The sequence below is a fragment of the Enterobacter sp. 118C5 genome (assembly GCF_034107645.1).
Classification (GTDB): Bacteria; Pseudomonadota; Gammaproteobacteria; order Enterobacterales; family Enterobacteriaceae; genus Enterobacter; species Enterobacter nematophilus.
In genome coordinates, this window is sequence record NZ_JAWNEU010000001.1 from 1 (window position 1) to 21,570 (window position 21,570).

Annotated in this window: 22 protein-coding genes, 1 tRNA gene and 1 other annotated feature; of the genes, 11 read left to right on the forward strand and 12 right to left on the reverse strand. The window is 54.5% G+C overall.

What is annotated here, in order from left to right:
• The first annotated feature begins 278 nt into the window (after window positions 1-278).
• Both gndA and ugd read left to right on the forward strand, forming a co-directional pair.
• Complete coding sequence (gndA, locus tag UTO39_RS00005; RefSeq protein WP_028013772.1) at window positions 279-1,685, forward strand: NADP-dependent phosphogluconate dehydrogenase; 1,407 nt, start codon at window positions 279-281, stop codon at window positions 1,683-1,685.
• A gap of 225 nt (window positions 1,686-1,910) precedes the next feature.
• Entirely contained in the window at window positions 1,911-3,077 is a 1,167-nt protein-coding gene (ugd, locus tag UTO39_RS00010; protein WP_320726141.1) for a UDP-glucose 6-dehydrogenase, read from the forward strand.
• A 51-nt stretch (window positions 3,078-3,128) separates the two neighbouring features.
• Here the strand turns inward: ugd and UTO39_RS00015 are convergent, their stop codons facing one another.
• Window positions 3,129-4,133, reverse strand: a complete 1,005-nt coding sequence (locus tag UTO39_RS00015) for an NAD-dependent epimerase (protein WP_320726142.1) — start codon at window positions 4,131-4,133, stop codon at window positions 3,129-3,131.
• A gap of 194 nt (window positions 4,134-4,327) precedes the next feature.
• Here UTO39_RS00015 and wzzB point away from each other — a divergent pair, with 194 nt between their 5' ends.
• Complete coding sequence (gene wzzB, locus UTO39_RS00020) at window positions 4,328-5,308, forward strand: LPS O-antigen chain length determinant protein WzzB (RefSeq protein ID WP_320726143.1); 981 nt, start codon at window positions 4,328-4,330, stop codon at window positions 5,306-5,308.
• Between the two features lie 38 nt (window positions 5,309-5,346).
• On the opposite strand, the gene hisIE is transcribed toward wzzB, so the two are convergent.
• From hisIE to hisL, 9 genes are all read right to left on the reverse strand, one after another.
• Window positions 5,347-5,958, reverse strand: coding sequence for a bifunctional phosphoribosyl-AMP cyclohydrolase/phosphoribosyl-ATP diphosphatase HisIE (gene hisIE, locus UTO39_RS00025; RefSeq protein ID WP_151413153.1), 612 nt, complete (start codon window positions 5,956-5,958; stop codon window positions 5,347-5,349).
• Window positions 5,952-6,728 carry an imidazole glycerol phosphate synthase subunit HisF gene (gene hisF / locus UTO39_RS00030; RefSeq protein ID WP_320726144.1) on the reverse strand — a complete coding sequence of 259 codons (777 nt, stop codon included), beginning with the start codon at window positions 6,726-6,728 and terminating at the stop codon, window positions 5,952-5,954. The genes hisIE and hisF overlap by 7 nt, the downstream gene beginning before the upstream one ends.
• Entirely contained in the window at window positions 6,710-7,447 is a 738-nt protein-coding gene (hisA, locus tag UTO39_RS00035; protein ID WP_320726145.1) for a 1-(5-phosphoribosyl)-5-[(5-phosphoribosylamino)methylideneamino]imidazole-4-carboxamide isomerase, read from the reverse strand. Before hisA ends, hisF begins: the two co-directional genes overlap by 19 nt.
• Entirely contained in the window at window positions 7,447-8,037 is a 591-nt protein-coding gene (hisH, locus tag UTO39_RS00040) for an imidazole glycerol phosphate synthase subunit HisH (RefSeq protein WP_151413151.1), read from the reverse strand. Before hisH ends, hisA begins: the two co-directional genes overlap by 1 nt.
• Window positions 8,037-9,104: a bifunctional histidinol-phosphatase/imidazoleglycerol-phosphate dehydratase HisB gene (gene hisB, locus UTO39_RS00045; protein ID WP_151413150.1), complete on the reverse strand. Its 1,068-nt coding sequence runs from the start codon at window positions 9,102-9,104 to the stop codon at window positions 8,037-8,039. Before hisB ends, hisH begins: the two co-directional genes overlap by 1 nt.
• Window positions 9,101-10,162: a histidinol-phosphate transaminase gene (hisC, locus tag UTO39_RS00050; protein WP_320726146.1), complete on the reverse strand. Its 1,062-nt coding sequence runs from the start codon at window positions 10,160-10,162 to the stop codon at window positions 9,101-9,103. The genes hisB and hisC overlap by 4 nt, the downstream gene beginning before the upstream one ends.
• Window positions 10,159-11,463, reverse strand: a complete 1,305-nt coding sequence (gene hisD / locus UTO39_RS00055) for a histidinol dehydrogenase (RefSeq protein WP_320726147.1) — start codon at window positions 11,461-11,463, stop codon at window positions 10,159-10,161. Before hisD ends, hisC begins: the two co-directional genes overlap by 4 nt.
• Before the next feature lie 5 nt (window positions 11,464-11,468).
• Window positions 11,469-12,368, reverse strand: coding sequence for an ATP phosphoribosyltransferase (gene hisG, locus UTO39_RS00060; protein WP_003859492.1), 900 nt, complete (start codon window positions 12,366-12,368; stop codon window positions 11,469-11,471).
• Window positions 12,369-12,413: 45 nt separating this feature from the next.
• Window positions 12,414-12,537: a sequence feature (His leader region), on the reverse strand.
• Window positions 12,513-12,563: a his operon leader peptide gene (hisL, locus tag UTO39_RS00065; RefSeq protein WP_001364200.1), complete on the reverse strand. Its 51-nt coding sequence runs from the start codon at window positions 12,561-12,563 to the stop codon at window positions 12,513-12,515. Its footprint overlaps the feature before it by 25 nt.
• Before the next feature lie 175 nt (window positions 12,564-12,738).
• Between hisL and UTO39_RS00070 the strand changes: the two genes are divergently transcribed.
• The 4 genes from UTO39_RS00070 (at window position 12,739) to UTO39_RS00085 (ending at window position 16,164) form a co-directional block, all read left to right on the forward strand.
• Window positions 12,739-13,563 carry an SDR family oxidoreductase gene (locus tag UTO39_RS00070; RefSeq protein WP_320726148.1) on the forward strand — a complete coding sequence of 275 codons (825 nt, stop codon included), beginning with the start codon at window positions 12,739-12,741 and terminating at the stop codon, window positions 13,561-13,563.
• A gap of 41 nt (window positions 13,564-13,604) precedes the next feature.
• Window positions 13,605-14,534 (forward strand): LysR substrate-binding domain-containing protein, encoded by a 930-nt coding sequence (locus tag UTO39_RS00075; protein ID WP_061097708.1) that lies wholly within the window; start codon window positions 13,605-13,607, stop codon window positions 14,532-14,534.
• Window positions 14,535-14,753: 219 nt separating this feature from the next.
• The gene (gene yoeI / locus UTO39_RS00080) at window positions 14,754-14,816 is read left to right on the forward strand and encodes a membrane protein YoeI (RefSeq protein WP_099458931.1); all 63 of its coding nucleotides are present in this window, start codon (window positions 14,754-14,756) and stop codon (window positions 14,814-14,816) included.
• Window positions 14,806-16,164 (forward strand): APC family permease, encoded by a 1,359-nt coding sequence (locus tag UTO39_RS00085; protein WP_320726149.1) that lies wholly within the window; start codon window positions 14,806-14,808, stop codon window positions 16,162-16,164. Before yoeI ends, UTO39_RS00085 begins: the two co-directional genes overlap by 11 nt.
• 58 nt (window positions 16,165-16,222) lie before the next feature.
• Here the strand turns inward: UTO39_RS00085 and sbcB are convergent, their stop codons facing one another.
• The gene (gene sbcB, locus UTO39_RS00090; RefSeq protein WP_407065098.1) at window positions 16,223-17,659 is read right to left on the reverse strand and encodes an exodeoxyribonuclease I; all 1,437 of its coding nucleotides are present in this window, start codon (window positions 17,657-17,659) and stop codon (window positions 16,223-16,225) included.
• A gap of 198 nt (window positions 17,660-17,857) precedes the next feature.
• On the opposite strand from sbcB, the gene dacD reads away from it, so the two are divergent.
• The 4 genes from dacD to UTO39_RS00110 all read left to right on the forward strand — a co-directional run bounded on the left by dacD (window position 17,858) and on the right by UTO39_RS00110 (window position 21,263).
• Window positions 17,858-19,024, forward strand: coding sequence for a serine-type D-Ala-D-Ala carboxypeptidase DacD (gene dacD, locus UTO39_RS00095; RefSeq protein WP_061097711.1), 1,167 nt, complete (start codon window positions 17,858-17,860; stop codon window positions 19,022-19,024).
• 119 nt (window positions 19,025-19,143) lie between these two features.
• Complete coding sequence (gene sbmC, locus UTO39_RS00100; RefSeq protein WP_061097712.1) at window positions 19,144-19,617, forward strand: DNA gyrase inhibitor SbmC; 474 nt, start codon at window positions 19,144-19,146, stop codon at window positions 19,615-19,617.
• 92 nt (window positions 19,618-19,709) lie between these two features.
• Window positions 19,710-20,768: an FUSC family protein gene (locus UTO39_RS00105; protein ID WP_253542692.1), complete on the forward strand. Its 1,059-nt coding sequence runs from the start codon at window positions 19,710-19,712 to the stop codon at window positions 20,766-20,768.
• Window positions 20,769-20,927: 159 nt separating this feature from the next.
• Complete coding sequence (locus UTO39_RS00110) at window positions 20,928-21,263, forward strand: DUF496 family protein (protein WP_320726150.1); 336 nt, start codon at window positions 20,928-20,930, stop codon at window positions 21,261-21,263.
• 125 nt (window positions 21,264-21,388) lie between these two features.
• Here UTO39_RS00110 and UTO39_RS00115 read toward each other — a convergent pair.
• A tRNA-Asn gene (locus tag UTO39_RS00115) sits at window positions 21,389-21,464 on the reverse strand.
• Window positions 21,465-21,570: the final 106 nt, after the last annotated feature.

The following is a 21,570-nucleotide window of genomic DNA, read 5'->3' on the forward strand; positions in this document are numbered from 1 at the left end:
ATTCAATGCAATGTATAATAAAACGGTTGAACTTTATCAAAAAGCAATTAATAAAAAACATAATATATAATAGAGTTTGTTATCTGTTGTGATTTAGTTCATTTACAAATAAAATATACCTGCATGCTTTATAGGGATTTAATATATCCCGTTTTGTGTCGTCATGCGTGATCAAGGCCACAAATGCCTACCTCTGTTCCTGATTTATGAGTTAAGATTCTTGCAAATTATATCTGTCGGGGTTACCCGACAGTGACCACACCTGACAGGAGTATGTAATGTCCAAGCAACAGATCGGCGTTGTCGGTATGGCAGTGATGGGGCGCAACCTGGCGCTCAACATCGAAAGCCGTGGTTATACCGTCTCCGTTTTCAACCGCTCCCGTGATAAAACCGAAGAAGTGATTGCCGAGAATCCTGGCAAAAAGCTGGTTCCTTTCTATACGGTGAAAGAGTTCGTTGAGTCTCTGGAAACGCCTCGTCGTATCCTGTTAATGGTGAAAGCGGGCGCAGGTACCGATGCAGCTATCGACTCCCTGAAGCCTTACCTCGAAAAAGGCGACATCATCATTGATGGCGGTAACACCTTCTTCCAGGACACCATTCGTCGTAACCGTGAGCTGTCCGCTGAAGGCTTCAACTTCATTGGTACCGGTGTTTCCGGTGGTGAAGAGGGCGCGCTGAAAGGTCCATCTATCATGCCTGGCGGTCAGAAAGAAGCGTACGAGCTGGTTGCGCCAATCCTGACTAAAATCGCAGCCGTGGCTGAAGATGGCGAGCCGTGTGTGACCTATATCGGTCCGGACGGTGCGGGTCACTATGTCAAAATGGTGCACAACGGCATCGAATACGGCGATATGCAGCTGATTGCAGAGGCATACTCCCTGCTGAAAGGCGGCCTGAACCTCTCCAATGAAGAGCTGGCTGAAACCTTTACCGAGTGGAACAAAGGCGAGCTGAACAGCTATCTGATCGACATCACCAAAGATATCTTCACGAAAAAAGATGAAGAGGGTAAATACCTGGTTGATGTGATTCTGGATGAAGCAGCCAACAAAGGTACCGGTAAATGGACCAGCCAGAGCTCTCTGGATCTGGGCGAGCCGCTGTCTCTGATCACCGAATCCGTCTTTGCGCGTTATATCTCTTCTCTGAAAGAGCAGCGCGTTGCAGCGTCAAAAGTGCTTTCCGGCCCTCAGGCTAAACCAGCCGGTGACAAAGCTGAGTTCGTCGAGAAAGTTCGTCGCGCCCTTTACCTAGGTAAAATCGTCTCCTACGCGCAGGGCTTCTCACAGCTGCGTGCGGCGTCTGACGAGAACAACTGGGACCTGAACTACGGCGAGATCGCGAAGATCTTCCGCGCGGGTTGCATCATTCGTGCGCAGTTCCTGCAGAAAATCACCGATGCCTATGCTGAAAACGCGGGCATCGCTAACCTTCTGCTGGCACCGTACTTTAAGAAGATTGCGGACGAATATCAGCAGGCGCTGCGTGACGTGGTTGCCTACGCAGTCCAGAACGGTATCCCGGTTCCAACCTTCTCCGCTGCGGTGGCATACTATGACAGCTATCGTGCTGCCGTTCTGCCTGCCAACCTGATTCAGGCACAGCGTGACTACTTCGGTGCGCACACTTACAAGCGCACGGATAAAGAAGGCGTGTTCCATACCGAATGGATGGAATGAGTTAAGCCCTCGTAATAACATCAACCCGGAGCCTGTCTCCGGGTTTTTTTATGCAAAAAATGCCGCGCATTATTCGAAGTAGTCTGAATCTCATCCCGCTCGTTGTGATTACTCCTGGTTTGCCTTGACAGTGCTGTTTGCCAGGAGGTACAAAGCCCAACAGTTATGTTTATCGCGATGGTCTGCCGGCCATCAATACAGTTAACTAAAAGAAGTCATTAGCGAATGAAAATAACAATTTCCGGAACAGGGTATGTCGGTCTTTCTAACGGCATTCTGATTGCTCAGAACCATGAAGTGGTTGCGCTGGATATCGTGCAGGCCAAAGTGGATATGCTTAATCAGAAGAAATCGCCGATTGTTGACAAAGAAATCCAGGACTATCTCAGCAATAAACCGCTGAATTTCCGCGCCACGACGGATAAAGAAGATGCATACCGCGATGCGGACTACGTCATCATTGCGACGCCTACTGACTACGATCCAAAAACCAATTACTTCAACACCTCAACCGTAGAAGCGGTTATCAAAGATGTTATTGCGATCAATCCTGATGCGGTGATGGTTATTAAATCAACTATTCCTGTCGGCTTTACCCAGTCCATCAAAGAAAAGTTTGGTATTGATAATATCTTCTTCTCGCCAGAGTTCCTGCGTGAGGGGAGAGCGCTTTACGATAACCTGCATCCTTCCCGTATCGTTATTGGTGAACGCTCTGAGCGTGCTGAACGCTTCGCCGCGCTGCTTCAGGAAGGCGCGGTGAAGAAAGATATTCCGGTGCTGTTCACAGACTCCACCGAAGCGGAGGCGATTAAGCTTTTCGCAAATACCTACCTGGCAATGCGAGTCGCTTACTTCAATGAGCTAGACAGCTACGCAGAAAGTCTGGGACTGAATACCCGCCAGATTATTGAAGGGGTTTGCCTCGACCCGCGTATTGGTAACCACTACAACAACCCGTCATTTGGCTACGGCGGTTATTGCCTGCCAAAAGATACCAAGCAGCTGTTGGCAAACTACCAGGCTGTGCCGAATAACCTGATATCGGCGATTGTTGATGCTAACCGTACGCGTAAAGATTTCATCTCCGATTCTATTCTTGCGCGCCAGCCGAAAGTGGTCGGCGTGTATCGTCTGATCATGAAGAGTGGTTCCGATAACTTCCGCGCCTCTTCCATTCAGGGAATCATGAAGCGCATCAAGGCGAAAGGCGTAGAGGTTATTATCTATGAGCCGGCCATGCAGGAAGATCAGTTCTTCAATTCCCGCGTAATCCGCGATCTGGATGCTTTTAAGCAGGAAGCGGATGTCATCATCTCGAACCGCATGGCCGAAGAACTGGCTGACGTCGCTGACAAAGTCTATACCCGCGATCTCTTCGGTAGCGACTAATTTTCTTTCGTTAAAATAAAAAACCCGGCTGATTTGCCGGGTTTTTTATTTTCAGACTTTGTAAAATTCGCGGTACCACTCAACGAAGTGCTTCACGCCGTCTTTAACCGAGGTTTGAGGTTTAAAACCGATCACCTCATAGAGCGCTTTCGTGTCGGCGCTGGTTTCCAGTACGTCGCCCGGCTGGAGCGGCAACATATTTTTCTCGGCTTTCTTCCCCAGCGCGTCTTCCAGCGCGGTAATGTAGTCCATCAGCTCTACTGGCGAACTGTTACCGATGTTGTAAACCCGGTAAGGTGCTGAACTGGTTGCCGGTGAGCCGGTCTCAACGGTCCAGCCTGCGTCAGGCTGTGGGATAACATCCTGCAGGCGAATAATCGCTTCAGCGATATCATCGATGTAGGTGAAGTCGCGCTTCATCTTGCCGTAGTTATAGACATCGATGCTTTTGCCTTCGATCATCGCCTTAGTAAACTTAAACAGCGCCATATCCGGGCGTCCCCACGGACCGTATACTGTAAAGAAGCGCAGTCCGGTGGTCGGCAAGTTGTACAGGTGCGAATAGGTATGCGACATCAGTTCATTGGCTTTTTTGGTCGCGGCATACAGTGAAACGGGGTGATCCACTGAATCGTCAGTGGAGAACGGCATTTTGCGGTTGAGGCCATACACGGAGCTTGAGGAGGCATAAAGCAGGTGCTGAACGTTGTTATGGCGGCAACCTTCCAGCACGTTGAGATGGCCAATTAAGTTGGCATCCGCATAGGCGTGCGGGTTTTCCAGGGAGTAGCGTACGCCTGCCTGTGCGGCCAGATGAATGACCCGATCAAACTTCTCACCGGCGAAAAGCGCTGCCATCCCTTCCCGGTCAGCTAATTCCATCTTGTGGAAGGTGAAACGTTCAGACTGTAGCCGTTCCAGACGCGCCAGCTTCAGATTGACGTCGTAGTAATCATTCAGGTTATCAATACCGACAACCTGATGGCCGGCCTCAAGTAGGCGTTTACTGACATTAGAACCGATAAAACCAGCTGCGCCCGTTACCAGAAATTTCATATCTTCCCTCATAAACCCAGATTCTTGCAGATGCGACAACGCATCACATGGTGTCTATGATAGCGCGAAGGGAGGCGAGTTACATAACGCATCTTTCCGATATAACTCATCGGATTCTTATAGAAAAATCCACAGCAATATATACACTATGCAAACATAATTATGTTTGCCCTTTTTCATCAGTTAGGGATTGTATGACGCAAAACAACAATAGCCAGGTCAGCCGAAGCAATGAGCCTGAGCAAATTGATTTACTTGATTTAGTGCTACAGCTGTGGCGTGGAAAGTGGATGATAGCAACGTTTGTTGTTGTTTTTATTGCCCTGGCTATTGGTTATCTGTCTGTTGCGAAAGAGAAGTGGACCTCAAGCGCGATTATTGCCCAGCCTGACGCGGCCCAGATAGCGACCTACTCAAACGCATTGAACATCCTCTACGGCAGCGCTGCCCCTTCAATGCTGGACATTCAAACGCGCGCGATTGACCGTTTTAATGCCTCTTTCTCGGCATTATCGCAGGCGCTTGAAAATCAGGAAGAGCCAGAAAAACTGACTATTGAGCCAGCTGTGAAAGGGCAAACTCTGCCTTTAAGCGTCTCCTATACCAGTACATCTGCAGAAGCTGCGCAAAAGCAGCTGGCGCAGTACATTCAGCAGGTTGATGAACAGACGGCAAAAGAACTTGCCCTTGACCTTAAGGACAATATTAAGGAGCAGGTTAAAACCCTTAATGATTCCCTGGTAAACCAGGAGAAAGTCGCACAGGAGCAGAAAGATCTGCGTATCAAGCAGATCGTTGAGGCGCTGAAGAACGCTGAAGCGGCGAAAATCTCCTCCCCGCAAATTCAGCAAACTCAGGACGTGACGCAGGAGACGATGTTCCTGCTGGGAAGCGAGGGGCTGAAGTCGATGATTCAAAACGAAGCCTCTCGTCCGCTGGTCTTTTCTGCGGCTTACTATCAGACCAGACAAAACTTGCTGGATATCCAAAATCTGAACGTAAACCCGGACACTATCCACGTCTACCGTTACGTAATGAAGCCGGATCTGCCCGTTCGTCGCGATAGTCCTAAGAAAGCGGTTATTCTGGTTCTTGCCGTGCTGCTGGGCGGAATGATTGGTTCTGGTGTGGTTCTGGGGCGTAACGCATTGCGGAACTACAAACCAACAGCCTGATTTACTGATTAAAAAAACCGGGGATAAACCCCGGTTTTTTATTTATGCCGTTTACGTAGATTCTCAATCACCGCCGTTAAATCCAGCTCCTGATCCTGCAGCAGCACCAGCAGGTGATACATCAAATCCGACGCTTCATTCGTCAACTCTTCCCGGTCATGTACGGTCGCGGCCAGCGCCGTCTCAACGCCTTCCTCGCCCACCTTCTGCGCAATACGCTTAGTCCCGCTGGCATACAGCTTCGCGGTATAGGAGCTCTCAGGATCCGCCGTTTTACGCTCTGCCAGCAGTTGTTCCAGCTGATACAGAAACAGCCATTGGTGGCCCGCTTCGCCGAAGCAGCTGCTGGTGCCCTTATGGCAGGTCGGGCCGATTGGGTTTGCCAGCACCAGCAGGGTGTCGTTATCGCAGTCAGGCGTCATGCTGACCACGTTCAGGAAGTGACCCGAGGTTTCCCCTTTGGTCCACAGGCGCTGTTTCGTGCGTGAGAAAAACGTCACTTTGCCGCTGTCGATCGTTTTTGCCAGCGCGTCCTGGTTCATATAACCCAGCATCAGCACTTCGCCTGAGACGGCATGCTGTACAACCACCGGCAGTAATCCGTCAGTTTTTTCCCAGTCCAGCTGCGCCTGTTGTTGCTCTGTTAACATACCCTGATCTCCACGCCCTGGTCGGCCAGGAACGTTTTTAACTCGCCAATATTGATAATCTGTTTGTGGAACACGGAGGCGGCAAGGGCACCGTCCACGTTCGCATCGCGGAAGGCTTCCAGGAAATGCTCCATGGTGCCCGCGCCGCCGGAGGCAATCAGCGGAACGTGGCAGACCGCGCGTACTTTCTTCAACTGCTCCAGGTCATAGCCGTTACGCACGCCGTCCTGGTTCATCATGTTCAGCACAATCTCACCTGCGCCGCGCCTCTGCACTTCCTGCACCCAGTCCAGCGTTTCCCACTGGGTGACGCGTGTGCGGCTTTCATCACCGGTGTACTGGTTGACGTGGTACTTGCCGGTCGCGGCGTCGAACCAGGTGTCTATCCCAACCACAATACACTGCACGCCAAAGCGATCGGCCAGGCGTGTAATCAACTCTGGCTCGGCCAGAGCAGGGGAGTTGATGGAAATTTTGTCGGCGCCAAAAGAGAGAATTTTGGCGGCGTCGTCAGCGGACTTAATCCCGCCCGCCACGCAGAATGGGATATCAATCACTTCCGCCACGCGTGCCACCCAGCTTTTATCGACGACGCGGCCATCGCTGGAAGCGGTGATATCATAAAAGACCAGCTCGTCTGCGCCTTCATCGGCATAGCGTTTTGCCAGCGGGACGATGTCACCAATGATCTCGTGGTTGCGGAACTGCACGCCTTTCACGACCTGACCATCGCGCACGTCAAGACAAGGAATTATCCGTTTTGCCAGCATTGAATCGCCTCCGTCACTGTAAATTTACCTTCCAGCAGGGCCCGGCCCACAATTACGCCCTGTACACCGGTACCGCGCAGCGAGGCCACGTCGTCTATATCACCAATGCCGCCAGAAGACTGGAACGCAACCTGCGGATAACGCGCGCAGACCTCTTCATACAGCGAGACGTTGGAGCCCGCCAGCGTTCCGTCGCGGGAGATATCCGTGCACAGCACGTGCTTCAGGCCAACGGGCAGATAGATATCGACCAGCTCTTCCAGCGTCACGCCGGAGTTTTCCTGCCAGCCGCTGACTGCAACCTGCTTGTTACCCTGCTCGTCAATGCGAACGTCCAGCGCCAACACCAGGGCGTCGGCACCAAAGCGGCGGAACCAGCCTTTCACGGTGTCAGGATCTTTCACGGCAGTTGACCCTACCACCACGCGCGCCACGCCCGCGTCCAGCAGAGCCGCCACGTCGTCTTCGGTACGTACGCCGCCGCCAACCTGCACGGGGACATCCACGCCGGCAACCAGCTTTTTGAGCAGCGGGATCTGGCGTTTAGCCGGATCTTTCGCTCCGGTCAGGTCAACCAGGTGCAGCACTTCAGCTCCCTGCGCCGCATAGTCCTGCAGGCGCGGCAGCGGGTCGTTTCCATAGTCGCGCTGCTGGCCGTAATCGCCCTGGTGAAGGCGGACAACCGTGCCGTCGATTAAATCTAAAGCGGGAATAATCATCACATCTCCAGGAAGTTTTTCAGCAGCTGCGCGCCTGCGGCGCCAGAGCGTTCCGGGTGAAACTGCACGCCGAAGAAATTGTCTTTCTGCACCGCCGCGGTAAACGCCTCGCCGTAAGTGCACTGGGCGATCGTGTTGACGTTCACCGGCATGGCGTAACTGTGCACGAAGTAGAAGTACGCGCCGTCTTCGATGCCGCGAAACAGCCGGTCGCCCGCTTTGGCGTAAACGCGGTTCCAGCCCATATGCGGCAGAGGCAGGCCGTGGTCAGTCATTTTCGGCACGTCTTCGTCGATAATGCCCAGCAGGTCAACTCCGTTGCTCTCTTCGCTGCGGCGGCCAAGAAGCTGCATGCCCAGGCAAATCCCCAGCACCGGCTGGGTACAGGCTTTGATCAAATCGATCAGATCGCGTTCGCGAATCTGGTCCATCGCTGCCTGTGCGGTTCCCACGCCCGGTAAAAACAGTTTGTCGGCGCGCAGCACCACGTCCGGATCGCGGCTGACCACGGGCTCATAGCCGTGGCGCGCGATGGCCGATTTTACGGAGTTGAGGTTGGCGCATCCGGTATCCAGAATCACCACGTTCATCAGAGCACTCCTTTCGATGAGGGAAGGGCATCACCTTCAACACGGATCGCCTGGCGCAGGGTGCGGCCAAAGGCTTTAAACAGGCTCTCCACGCGGTGGTGATCGTTTTTGCCTTTGGTTTTCAGGTGCAGCGTCAGGCCCATGGTGTAGGACAGAGAACGGAAGAAATGCTCCACCATTTCGGTGCTGAGATCGCCCACGCGCTGGTAGGTGAAATCAGCTTTGTATTCCAGGTGCGGACGACCGGAGATGTCCATGGCGCAGCGTGCCAGGCACTCGTCCATCGGCAGGACGAAGCCGAAGCGGTTGATGCCGCGCTTGTCGCCGAGCGCCAGCTTCAGGGCTTCGCCCAGCGCCAGGCCGGTATCTTCTACGGTGTGGTGATCGTCAATGTAGAGGTCGCCTTTTACCGCGATTTCCATGCGGAAACCGCCGTGGGTGGCAATCTGGTCCAGCATATGGTCAAAGAAACCGACGCCGGTGTGGATCTTGCTGCCGCCTTCACGGTCCAGCCAGACCTTCACATCAATCTGCGTCTCTTTGGTGTTGCGCTCAACGTGGGAATAGCGGTCGCGTTTTGTCAGCTGCTCGCCAATCTTTGCCCAGTTAAGGTCGTTACGATCGTAGCGCAGCCCCGCGATGCCCATGTTTTCCGCCAGCGTAATATCGGTGATGCGATCGCCGATGACGTAGCTGTTGGTTTTATCCAGCGCATCTTCAGCCAGATAGCGCTCAACCAGCTTCACCTTTGGCTTACGGCAGTCGCATTCGTCGGCCGGCATGTGCGGGCAAATCAGCACTTCATCAAATACCACGCCCTGAGAGGTCAGCACCTGCATCATCAGGTTATGCGGGCCGTCAAAGTCTGCCTGCGGGAAGCTGTCGGTACCCAGACCGTCCTGATTGGTGATCATCACCAGCTTATAGCCCGCTTTTTGCAGCTTAAGCAGCACCGGGATCACGTCCGGTTCAAAAGCCAACTTGTCGAATCGATCGACCTGGAAATCGGCTGGTGGCTCCGAAATAAGGGTGCCGTCACGATCGATGAAAAGGATCTTCTGGGTCATACTTTCTCCGCTTTCAGGGCGTCAATCACGCGCTGGCTCTCTGCGCGGGTGCCGACGGTAATGCGCAGGCAGCCGCTCAGGGAAGGTTGTTTATTCTGGTCTCGTAAGATAATGCCCTGATCCCACAAAGATTTAAATACGGCGCTGGAGGCGGTGAAGCGCGCCAGGATATAGTTGGTTTCCGAGTCGAACACCTGCTCCACGCAGGGGATATCCTTCAGGGCAGTCACCAGATACTGGCGTTCCTCTAGGATTTGCGCCACGCGCTCGCGCATTGCATTGATGCCCTGAGGCGTCAGCGCCTGTGCCGCAATATCGGCAACCGGCGTTGAGAGCGGGTACGGGGCGATCACTTTCAGCAGCAGGTCGATAACCTCTTTATTCGCCAGCGTAAACCCGCAGCGCAGGCCCGCGAGGGCGAAGGCTTTTGATAACGTACGCAGCACAACGAGATGCGGATACTCTTTAAGCCAGCCCGTCAGCGTCGCCTGCGGGCAGAATTCGATGTAGGCTTCGTCCGCGACCACCAGCGCTTTACCGCGCGTCATCTCCAGCAGGGTATGGATATCCTGCGGGTTGATAATCTGCCCGGTTGGGTTATTTGGGCTGCAGACAAACACGACTTTTACGCCGTCGAGATTGTCGGCAATGCCTTGCAAATCGAGCTGCCAGTTCTCCAGCGCCTGCACGTTGCGGCACGCCACGCCGAAGGTTTCCGCGCTGACGCTGTACATCCCGTACGTGGGCTGACAGTACATCACCGCGTCTTTGCCCGGCTCGCAGAACGCGCGGATCAGCAGCTCAATACCCTCATCCGCGCCGCGGCTGACCAGCACCTGCTCTGGCTTCACACCCGCGTACTGCGCGTAGTTTTCAATTACCGCTTTTGGCTGACACTCAGGATAGCGGTTCAGCGTTTGCTGCGACAGCTCAAACTGCACCGCCGTGGGGAATTCGTTGGCGTTCAGCCAGACGTCCCCGTTTCCGCCCAGACGACGCGCGGACTGGTAAGGCGTCAGGCGACGGACATTTTCGCGGGCTAACTCTTCAATGTTCATGCTTGCTCCTTCAGGGCTGCAACGCGCAGCGTAACGGCATTTTTGTGGGCGGTCAGGCGCTCGGCAGCGGCCAGGGTTTCAATGGTCGAAGCAAGCGAGGCAAACCCCTCGCGGGACAGCTCCTGCACGGTCATGCGTTTCTGGAAATCCGCCAGCCCCAGGCTGGAACAGGTAGAGGTGTAGCCATACGTCGGCAGCACGTGGTTGGTGCCGGAGGCGTAATCCCCCGCGGACTCCGGTGACCAGTCGCCGAGGAACACCGAGCCGGCGCTGGTAATGCTATCGACCAGATCGCGCGCGTTGCGGGTCTGAATAATCAGGTGCTCCGGGCCGTACTGGTTTGAGATGGCAATACACTGGTCCAGATCGCGCGCCACAATCAGGCGGCTGGCCGCTAGCGCCTGGCGTGCCGTGTCGGCGCGGGGCAGGTCGGCAAGCTGGCGCTCAACGGCTTCGCCCACGCGTTTCGCCATATCGGCATCCGGCGTCAGCAGGATGACCTGCGAGTCCGGGCCGTGCTCCGCCTGTGAAAGCAGGTCGGAGGCGACGAAGTCCGGCGTTGCGCCGCTGTCGGCAATGACCAGCACTTCAGACGGACCGGCAGGCATATCGATGGCCGCGCCGTCGAGACGCTGGCTGACCTGGCGCTTGGCTTCGGTCACGAAGGCGTTGCCCGGGCCAAAGATTTTGTCGACTTTAGGAATGGATTCCGTACCGAACGCCAGGGCAGAAATCGCCTGCGCGCCGCCCACTTTATAGACCGCCTGCACGCCGCACAGCTTCGCCGCATAGAGGATCTCGTCGGCAATCGGTGGCGGTGAGCAGAGCACCACTTTCTGGCATCCGGCGATACGCGCCGGCGTGGCGAGCATTAATACGGTCGAAAACAGCGGCGCTGAACCGCCAGGGATATAAAGCCCCACTGACTCAACCGGGCGCGTGACCTGCTGGCAGCGTACGCCGGGCAGGGTTTCGACATCCACGGTCTGCAGCTTCTGCGCGGTGTGGAAAGTATCAATATTTTTCACCGCGACGGCCATCGCCTCCTTGATGTCGTCACCCAGACGATTGCTGGCATCACTGATTTCCTGCTCGGTAACCTGTAATGCGCCGACTTCCGTCTTATCAAATTTCGCGCTGTATTCACGCAGGGCGTCATCGCCACGGGCTTTGACGTTATCCAGGATCTCCGCCACGGTGCGTGAGATGCTCTCAGAGGCGGAAATCGCCGGGCGCATCAGCAGCTCGCGCCGCTGCGCGTCGCTACAGGTATTCCAGTCGATGATTGTGTTAAAGCTCATGGCCATTACTCCATCATCTTCTCAATTGGCAGCACCAGGATGGAGCTTGCGCCCAGCGCCTTCAGTTTTTCCATGGTTTCCCAGAACAGGGTTTCGCTGCTCACCATGTGCATCGCCACGCGCTGCTGATCGCCCGCCAGCGGCAGGATGGTTGGGCGCTCAGCGCCCGGCAGCAGGGCGATGACCTCTTCCAGACGTTCGGTTGGGGCGTGCATCATGATGTATTTCGATTCACGCGCCTGAATCACGCCCTGAATACGGGTCAGCAGTTTGTCGATGAGCTGCTGCTTGGCGTCGGCCATCTCGCCGTCGCGCTGAATCAGGCAGGCTTTAGAGCGGTAAATCACTTCCACTTCGCGCAGACCGTTCGCTTCCAGGGTGGCACCGGTGGAGACGAGGTCACAGATGGCGTCCGCCAGGCCCGCACGCGGCGCCACTTCAACAGAGCCGTTCAGCAGGCAGGACTTGAACTGTACGCCTTTTTGGTCGAGATAGCGCTTCAACAGGTGAGGGTAAGAGGTGGCGATACGTTTGCCGTTCAGCGCGGCCGGGCCGTCCCACGCTTCATCGACCGGCGTTGCCAGCGACAGGCGGCAGCCGCCGAAGTCCAGACGACGCAGGGTGAAGTAACGCGGGTCTTCACCCTGCGCGCGGCGGGTCAGCAGCTCTTCTTCCAGCACATTTTCACCGATGATGCCGAGGTCAACGACGCCGTCCATCACAAGGCCTGGAATATCGTCATCACGCACGCGCAGAATGTCGATCGGCATGTTTTCAGCCAGAGCAATCAGGCGCTGGGTATGCAGGTTGATTTTGATCCCGCAGCGGGCCAGCAGTTCGCGTGAATCGTCACTCAAACGGCCTGATTTTTGAATAGCTATGCGTAAACGTGAGTTATCTAACATTCTTTATTCCTCGTTAACCTGTTTTAACCTGTCTGAATTTGGTCCAAAAAAAAGCCCCCGGAAGAAGATCTTCCGGGGGCTTTTTCATGCGTTCATGCACCACTGGAAGATCCAAACGTCTTCCAGCACACATCGCCTGAAAGACTAGTCAGGATGATGGTGATGATGGTGGTGTTTAAATTGAACGCGTGTCATATAAATTCTCGATGAATGCTTATTCATTTGATGTCTTTTAACCTAAACCAGTTGTACGACATATTGCAAGGGCTTTTTTTGATCATTAATTCATTTCATATTGATGCTATGAATTGTGTGTTCTGCCGGGCTGGCGTAGCCTTATGAATGACGAGTGAGAGTCAGGAGAATTCACATGAAAAAGGTCGCGATTGTCGGTTTAGGATGGCTGGGAATGCCGCTGGCGATGTCATTAGCCGCGAAAGGCTGGCAGGTGACCGGGAGCAAAACCACGGCGGATGGGGTAGAGGCCGCGCGCATGTGCGGTATTGATGGCGTTGAACTGCGTCTGGAGCCGGAGCTGGTGTGTGATGCGGACGATCTGGACACGCTGATGAACGTGGATGCTCTGGTGATTACGCTACCCGCGCGGCGCAGCGGTCCGGGAGAATCATTCTACCTGCAGGCGATGCAGGAGATTGTCGACAGCGCGCTGGCGCATCACGTCCCGCGCATTATTTTTACCAGCTCGACGTCGGTCTATGGCGATGCCGAGGGCGTGGTGAAAGAGAGTTCCGAGCGCCGCCCCGTAACCGCGAGCGGTCAGGTCCTGAAAGAGCTGGAAGACTGGCTGCATAACCTTCCCGGCACGCAGGTCGATATCGTTCGTCTGGCGGGGCTGGTTGGCCCGGGGCGTCATCCGGGGCGCTTCTTTGCCGGAAAGACGGCACCAGACGGTCAGCATGGCGTGAATCTTGTGCATCTTGAAGATGTTATTGGCGCGATTGAGCTACTCTTACAGGCTCCAAAAGGCGGACACATCTATAATATATGTGCACCGTCTCATCCGGCGCGCAGCACGTTTTACCCGCTCATGGCACGCCAGCTTGGGTTGGCTCCGCCGGTTTTTGGTGAGGCAAAGAACGAAAGTAAAGGCAAAATTGTTGATGGCAATCGCATTTGCCATGAGCTGGGGTTTGAGTATCAGTATCCCGATCCGCTGGTGATGCCCATGGAATAAGCCCCGCAGCGGAGACAATCGCACACCAGAAGGGGGCGAGCATGAAACCGCTGCTGGATGTTCTTATTATTCTGGATGCACTGGAAAAAGAGGGGAGCTTTGCGGCTGCCTCGGCAAAGCTCTACAAAACCCCTTCGGCGCTGAGCTACACCGTTCAAAAACTGGAAAGCGATCTCAATATTCAGATCCTCGATCGCTCCGGGCACCGCGCGCGGTTTACCCGCACCGGGCAGATGCTGCTGGAAAAAGGCCGTGACGTTCTGCACACCGTTCGCGAGCTGGAAAAGCAGGCCGTCAAGCTCCATCAGGGATGGGAGAACGAGCTGGTGATTGGCGTGGATGATACCTTTCCGTTTTCTCTACTGACGCCGCTCATTGAAGCGTTTTATCAGCATCACAGCGTTACCCGGCTGATTTTCATCAACGGCGTGCTGGGCGGCTCCTGGGATGCCTTAACCCAGGGCAGGGCGGACATCTTTGTCGGTGCTCTGCACGAGCCTCCACAACTGAGTGACTTTGGTTTCGCCCGCCTGGGCGTGCTGGAGCAGGTATTTGCCGTGGCGCCCCATCATCCACTGGCTCAGGAGCCTGAGCCTCTTAACCGTCGCGTCATTAAGGGGTACCGCGCAATAGTCGTAGGGGACAGCTCGCGCCCCGAATGTGCAGTTTCCTCGCAGCTGCTGGATGAGCAGGAGGCCATTACCGTTTTTGACTTTAAAACCAAGCTGGAGCTGCAAATTAGCGGCCTGGGCTGCGGCTATTTGCCGCGCTATCTGGCGCAGCGCTTTATTGATAGCGGTGCGCTTGTTGAAAAACAGGTACTTGCTCAAAGCAGCAACGAGTCGGTATGGGTGGGCTGGAACGAGCAAACCGCCGGGCTGGCCAGCGCCTGGTGGCGGGACGAAATTTTAGCAAATAGTGCTATCGCCGCAGTTTACTCTCAGGGTAGCGTCGAGAAATCAGCCAGTTAGAAAAAAGAAAATGACCCGGTGCGTTGCAAAGTATTGCCTTTTGTATCCGATGTGGGGCAAAATGCCGCCGCTGCAACCAAATGAATAATCGACGATATAAAAGGCGTCGGTTATTTTTTTTTGCATGTACGAAACGAAACTAAAAACCAAGAGGCCGGGCTTCGTACCGGATAGATATTTACTAAAATCCGACAGTTGTTGTCGCTGAGGAAGAAAGAAATGGGGCAATTTTTCGCTTACGTGGCGGTTATCACCGTAAAGGAGAATAACTATGTCGCATAACGCAACTCCAAACACCTCTCGCGTGGAATTACGTAAAACGCTTACGTTGATTCCGGTTGTTATGATGGGCCTTGCCTATATGCAACCGATGACGCTGTTCGATACATTCGGTATCGTATCGGGCCTCACTGACGGTCACGTTGCGACGGCGTACGCCTTTGCACTGGTCGCCATTCTCTTTACTGCGCTGAGCTACGGTAAGCTGGTTCGCCGTTTCCCGTCCGCAGGCTCTGCGTATACCTATGCCCAGAAATCCATCAGCCCGGCGGTTGGCTTTATGGTGGGCTGGTCATCGCTGCTGGACTATCTGTTCATGCCGATGATCAACATTCTGCTGGCAAAAATTTACTTTGAAGCGCTGGTGCCTACCGTGCCGTCGTGGATCTTCGTTGTCGCGCTGGTGGCCTTTATGACCATCTCTAACCTGCGCAGCATCAAGACCGTGGCTAACTTCAACACCCTGATCGTTATTCTGCAGATGGGTATTGTTGCGGTTATCGTCGGCCTGATCATCTACGGCGTTTCCCACGGCGAAGGCGCAGGCACGCTGACCAGCACCCGCCCATTCTGGTCTGAAGGGGCACACGTAGTACCGATGATCACCGGTGCGACCATCCTGTGCTTCTCGTTCCTGGGCTTCGACGGTATCTCTTCTCTGTCTGAAGAGACCAAAGACGCCGAGCGCGTGATTCCGCGAGCGATTTTCCTGACAGCGCTGATTGGCGGCCTGATCTTCATCTGCGCCTCCTACTTCCTGCAGCTGTACTTCCCGGATATTTCTCGCTTTAAAGATCCGGATGCGTCACAGCCTGAAATCATGCTGTACGTGGCAGGTAAAACCTTCCAGTGGGGCGTGCTGATCTTCTCCAGCGTGACCGTTCTGGCGTCCGGGATGGCGGCACACGCGGGTGTTTCGCGTCTGATGTACGTCATGGGTCGTGACGGCGTGTTCCCAACCCGTTTCTTCGGCTACGTTCATCCGAAATGGCGTACCCCGGCGTGGAACGTACTGCTGGTTGGCGTAATCGCACTGATGGCGATTAAATTCGACCTGGTGACGGCAACTGCGCTGATCAACTTCGGTGCGCTGGTGGCGTTCACCTTCGTTAACCTCTCCGTGATTTCGCAGTTCTGGATCCGTGAGAAGCGTAACAAGACGCTGAAAGACCACTTCAACTACCTGATTCTGCCAGTCTGTGGCGCCCTGACGGTAGGTGCGCTGTGGATTAACCTGGAAGAGAGCTCAATGATTCTGGGTCTGATCTGGGGCGGTATCGGTCTGGTGTACCTGGCCTGCGTCACGAAGAGCTTCCGTAACCCGGTTCCTCAGTACGAAGATATTGCATAAGTCTTAACGTTTCAAAAAAAACCGGAGACCCTTGTCTCCGGTTTTTTTATATCTCACTTCAGACTACATCTTGCGCGTACTGGAACAACGCTTTCAGCAACGTCTGCTTCTCTGCATCCCCTTCGTACTGGCCGTAAAGCATCTCCAGCTCCTGGGCATAGTTGTGCAGATACTCTGGCGTAAACACGTTTCGACGGTGCTGCAGCCAGCGCGCCTGTTCTGCTTCATCCAGCGTGCCGGGATAGTTGCGCGCCCGGTAGTTAAACATCAGCTTTTCGATGCGCTTATCGGCGAAGGTGATGTCCAGCGCCGGTAAGTTACGCGGCTCTGTTTGCAGAACAATATTCATAGCTGCACGGTCGGCATCGCTGAAGAAGCCGTTGTAAAGCTGGGCATCCACGTTTTCGGACGGCACGAACGGCTCCGCCTCGGCAAAGATGGCGACCACTTTCTCGCGCACCTGCGGATTGTCGCGCAGCACTTTCAGGTTATCCAGGCAGTGCTGACGGTTAATGCCCAGCCTGTCGGCATCTTCCGGGCGCAGCGTGTTCGCCTGCGCCAGCACCGGACATTTGTTGATATGCACCAGTTTGACCGGCACCGCAGGCAGATCCCCAAGTTCATTTTTCGGGGTGTAAAGCCGTTCGCGCAGTGTATCGCTGTCAAGCTCCAGCAGCGGTGAAATATCGCCCGCCAGGTCCACCATGATGACCGCATTTCGGTTATCCGGGTGCCAGGCCAGAGGGGCAACCCAGCTGGTATTGCCGCGCCAGGCGCCAAACATGCCGGAGATATGCACCAGGGGCTTCATCTGCGGTACGTCGATAAGGGTCATGAGCTTCTGCTTGCCGCGGTGGCTAAGCAGATATTCAAACAGCCGGGGCTGCGCGGTTTTCACCAGCTTCGCCATGGCAATGGTGGCATAGACATCCGCCATCGCATCGTGGGCATTACTGTGCTCGATGCCGTTGGCGCGCGTCAGGTGTTCCAGCCGGAAGCTGGTCAGCCCTTCCTCATTTTCCGGCCAGTTAATGCCTTCAGGGCGCAGGGCATAACAGGCGCGCATAATGTCGAGCAGATCCCAGCGTGAATTGCGGTTCTGCCAGCTCCAGGCGTACGGATCGTAGAAATTGCGATAGAAGATATTGCGCGTCACTTCATCGTCAAAACGGATGTTGTTGTAACCGACCACGCAGGTATTGGGGACGGTAAACAGATCGTGGATGCGGCGGGCGAACTCTGCTTCGTTAACGCCTTTTTCCCGCGCTTCCTGCGGTGTGATCCCGGTGACCATCACCGCGCCAGGCTGCGGCAGGTAGTCATCCGCTGGTTTGCAGTAAAAAACCTCGGGCTCGCCAATGATGTTGAATTCGTCGTCGGTACGGATGGCGGCAAACTGCGCCGGCCGATCCAGCGCCGGATGCGTGCCAAAGGTTTCGTAGTCGTGAAATAAAAAAGTCGGGCGTGCGGCAGAGTCAGACACCAGTAATACCATCCTGTTAAAAAATGACGTCACTATGGTAAACGATCGTGCGGGTCAGACCGAATAAAAAGCGCCGCCGCGGCGCAAATTTGCGAGACAGCTTCCGCGGAAAACCTGCGTTCTGTCACATTTTTTTGCAATTAAGCCAGGTAACGACATCAGAACTCCCGTAAAAAGGTCATCGATTTTTAATGACCTGAGGATATACCGTTGAAACGCCGTCTGTTTATTGCTGTTTCTTTACTCGCTTCGAGTGTCTCATCTGCTTTTGCGGCCGAACCACTGGATTTTTCGCCGCAGCCTCCGGCCATTCAGGCGGGGTCATGGGTGCTGATGGATTACACAACTGGTCAAATTTTAACGGCGGGCAACGAACATCAGCAACGTAATCCGGCGAGCCTCACCAAGCTGATGACGGGCTATGTGGTCGATCGGGCCATTGACAGCCATCGCATTACGCCGGATGACATTGTCACCGTAGGGCGTGACGCGTGGGCAAAGGGCAACCCGGTTTTTGACGGTTCGTCGCTGATGTTCCTGAAAGAGGGCGATCGCGTCACCGTGCGTGACTTAAGCCGCGGTCTGATTGTCGATTCCGGCAACGATGCCTGCGTGGCGCTGGCCGACCACGTGGCGGGCGGGCAGCCGCAGTTTGTGAAGATGATGAACGACTACGTGCAGAAGCTGAACCTGCGCGATACGCACTTTGAAACCGTCCACGGTCTGGACGCGCCGGGCCAGCACAGCTCGGCCTATGACCTGGCCGTGCTCTCCCGGGCCATCATTCACGGTGAGCCAGAGTTTTACCATATGTACAGCGAAAAGAGCCTCACCTGGAACGGCATCACCCAGCAAAACCGTAACGGCCTGCTGTGGGACAAAACCATGAACGTGGACGGCCTGAAAACGGGGCACACCTCAGGCGCAGGCTTTAACCTTATTGCCTCCGCGGTGGACGGCCAGCGTCGTTTGATTGCGGTGGTGATGGGCGCGGACAGCCCGAAAGGGCGCGAGGATCAGGCGCGTAAGCTACTGCACTGGGGACAACAGAACTTCGATACGGTGCAGATCCTGCATAACGGTAAAAAAGTGGGGACAGAGCGTATCTGGTACGGCGATAAAGAACAGGTAAATCTGGGTACGGATCAGGATTTCTGGCTGGCGTTACCGAAAGCAGAAGTGCAGAACATCAAGGCTAAATACGTTCTGGATAAAAAAGAGCTGGAAGCGCCGATTGCCGCGCATCAGCGGGTCGGGGAGATCCAGCTCTATGACCGCGACAAGGTCGTGGCGCACTGGCCTCTGGTCACTCTGGAAGCCGTTGATAAGGGCGGCGTATTCTCACGCCTGAGCGATTATCTTCACCACACGCTGTAACCGCTGATGGGCAGACTGGCGGGGTTGCGAGTCTGCTCACATAATAAACACTCCTCGTTTGCCGATAATAGAAACCCTGCTTTATAGTGTATAAATATACAGTGATAATCGGAGGCAGCATGGACTACAGCATCACGCAGCAACAGAAACGTAAGATTGCGGGTTTTCATCTTGTTGGGCCGTGGGAAAAAACGGTCAAGCAGGGCTTTGAACAGCTGGTCATGTGGGTGGACGGGCGTCACATTGAGCCGCTGGAGTGGGTGGCGGTCTATTACGATAATCCCGATGAGGTTCCGGCAGAAAAACTGCGCTGCGATACGGCCGTTACGGTACCGGATGATTTCGTCATCCCGGAGAACAGCGAAGGGGTGATGATGACGGAAATCGCGGCCGGTGATTATGCCGTGGCGACGGCGCGCGTGGAAAACTACGACTTTGCGACCCCGTGGTATCAGTTCTTTAATTCTTTACTGCAGGACAATAAATACCAGATGGCGCTTAAGCCCTGCTTCGAACGCTATCTCAACGATGGCAACGCGGACGGCTACTGGGATATTGAAATGTTTATCGCGGTAGAGCACAAAACGGTTTAAGCCTGCTTAATGAAGGGTTTTTCAGCCGGGAGCGATCCGCCCGGCTGAAAACACAGTACAATTGTGGTTTGCCGTGTTGCTGGAGAGCGGGTGTGCGTCCCGACAAATCATTAACTCCTTTTGAAATTCGCTTGTACAAACATTACCGCGTGGTGCACGGGTGTCGCATCGCGCTGGCGTTCGTGTTGACCTTTGTACTGGTCAGATTGCTGGATATACCTGAAGGTACGTGGCCGCTGATCACGCTGGTGGTGGTGATGGGGCCTATCTCATTTTGGGGAAACGTTGTTCCGCGCGCCTTCGAGCGCATTGGCGGAACCGTTCTTGGCTCTGCCCTGGGGCTTATTGCCCTGAAGCTTGAGCTCATCTCATTTCCGGTGATGCTGGCATGGTGCGGTGCCGCCATGTTCCTGTGCGGCTGGCTGGCGCTGGGCAAACGGCCTTATCAGGCGCTGCTGATTGGTATCACCCTTGCGGTGGTGGTCGGTGCGCCCGCCGGGGATATGACCACGGCGCTGTGGCGAAGCGGGGATGTTATTCTGGGCTCGCTGCTCGCCATGCTGTTTACCGGCATCTGGCCGCAGCGGGCTTTTCTGCACTGGCGTATCCAGATGGCTAACTACGTCACGGCGTTTAACCGCGTCTACCAGGCGGGGTTTTCACCGAATCTGGTTGAGCGTCCCCGGCTGGAAAAGCATCTGCAAACCATCCTCAACGACGTGGTCAAAATGCGCGGCCTGATAGTACCAGCCAGTAAAGAGACCCATATTCAGAAAGCGATTTTCGAAGCTATCCAGACGGTCAGCCGCAATCTGGTGTGCATGCTTGAACTGCAAATCAACGCGCACTGGGCCACGCGCCCCAGCCATCTGTTGATGCTCAACGCCCAGACCCTCAAAGAGACGCAGATGATGACGCAGCAGACCCTGCTGACCATCGCCCATGCGCTCTATGAAGGCAACCCGCAGCCCGTGCTGGCGAACAGCGAGCGTCTCAATGAAATCGTGGCGGAACTGAAGCAGTTAATCAACGAGCGGCAGGGCGATAACGTGGCGGAAACGCCCATTCATGGCTATGTCTGGCTGAGCCTGGAGCTGGCGCGACAGCTTGAGCTGCTATCGCACCTGATTTGTCGGGCGCTGCGCAAATAAAACGCGGATGTGACGCCTGCTGCTTCGATTCAGCAGCAATTGGGGTTATGATAGCTTTAAACGATATAGCCATTGTCATTCGCAACCGCTGTCAGTAAGGTTATTGTTACAACGGTTGCTTTAACGAATCCGAATCTCACATTATCAGGGGTGTAAAAAATGGAAACTATCAAGCCTTCGTTCCAGGATGTTCTGGAATTCGTCCGCCTGTTCCGCCGCAAAAACAAACTGCAGCGTGAAATCCAGGACGTTGAGAAGAAGATCCGTGACAACCAGAAACGTGTTCTGCTGCTCGACAACCTGAGCGACTACATCAAGCCGGGCATGAGCGTTGAAGCTATTCAGGGCATCATCGCCAGCATGAAGAGCGACTATGAAGACCGCGTTGATGACTACATCATCAAAAATGCCGAGCTGTCCAAAGAGCGTCGCGACATCTCTAAAAAGCTGAAAGTGATGGGTGAAATCAAAAACGCCGAAGCAAAAAACGAGTAATCGCAGCGAATTGTGAAAAAGGCTCTCTGGTGACAGAGAGCCTTTTTTATTTTACGGAGTGCCGTTTTACATTTACCTGCCGCAGAAAAGCAAAAAGCCTGCTATAAAAGCAGGCTTTTTAAATTTGGCTCCTCTGACTGGACTCGAACCAGTGACATACGGATTAACAGTCCGCCGTTCTACCGACTGAACTACAGAGGAATCGTTGTGGAGGCTTATCTTAGCGGCGAAAAAACTTTTGTCAAACCTGATCTTAGGGAAAATCGACTGATTGCCGATTCTGTCGTCAGTTTGTTGTAAATACACA

Coding starts and splice junctions, on each gene's coding strand:
- gndA (WP_028013772.1), top strand. CDS start 279: ATGTCCAAGCAACAGATCGGCGTTGTCGGTATGGCAGTGATGGGGCGC.
- ugd (WP_320726141.1), top strand. CDS start 1,911: ATGAAAATAACAATTTCCGGAACAGGGTATGTCGGTCTTTCTAACGGC.
- UTO39_RS00015 (WP_320726142.1), bottom strand. CDS start 4,133: ATGAAATTTCTGGTAACGGGCGCAGCTGGTTTTATCGGTTCTAATGTC.
- wzzB (WP_320726143.1), top strand. CDS start 4,328: ATGACGCAAAACAACAATAGCCAGGTCAGCCGAAGCAATGAGCCTGAG.
- hisIE (WP_151413153.1), bottom strand. CDS start 5,958: ATGTTAACAGAGCAACAACAGGCGCAGCTGGACTGGGAAAAAACTGAC.
- hisF (WP_320726144.1), bottom strand. CDS start 6,728: ATGCTGGCAAAACGGATAATTCCTTGTCTTGACGTGCGCGATGGTCAG.
- hisA (WP_320726145.1), bottom strand. CDS start 7,447: ATGATTATTCCCGCTTTAGATTTAATCGACGGCACGGTTGTCCGCCTT.
- hisH (WP_151413151.1), bottom strand. CDS start 8,037: ATGAACGTGGTGATTCTGGATACCGGATGCGCCAACCTCAACTCCGTA.
- hisB (WP_151413150.1), bottom strand. CDS start 9,104: ATGACCCAGAAGATCCTTTTCATCGATCGTGACGGCACCCTTATTTCG.
- hisC (WP_320726146.1), bottom strand. CDS start 10,162: ATGAACATTGAAGAGTTAGCCCGCGAAAATGTCCGTCGCCTGACGCCT.
- hisD (WP_320726147.1), bottom strand. CDS start 11,463: ATGAGCTTTAACACAATCATCGACTGGAATACCTGTAGCGACGCGCAG.
- hisG (WP_003859492.1), bottom strand. CDS start 12,368: ATGTTAGATAACTCACGTTTACGCATAGCTATTCAAAAATCAGGCCGT.
- UTO39_RS00070 (WP_320726148.1), top strand. CDS start 12,739: ATGAAAAAGGTCGCGATTGTCGGTTTAGGATGGCTGGGAATGCCGCTG.
- UTO39_RS00075 (WP_061097708.1), top strand. CDS start 13,605: ATGAAACCGCTGCTGGATGTTCTTATTATTCTGGATGCACTGGAAAAA.
- UTO39_RS00085 (WP_320726149.1), top strand. CDS start 14,806: ATGTCGCATAACGCAACTCCAAACACCTCTCGCGTGGAATTACGTAAA.
- sbcB (WP_407065098.1), bottom strand. CDS start 17,659: ATGGTATTACTGGTGTCTGACTCTGCCGCACGCCCGACTTTTTTATTT.
- sbmC (WP_061097712.1), top strand. CDS start 19,144: ATGGACTACAGCATCACGCAGCAACAGAAACGTAAGATTGCGGGTTTT.
- UTO39_RS00110 (WP_320726150.1), top strand. CDS start 20,928: ATGGAAACTATCAAGCCTTCGTTCCAGGATGTTCTGGAATTCGTCCGC.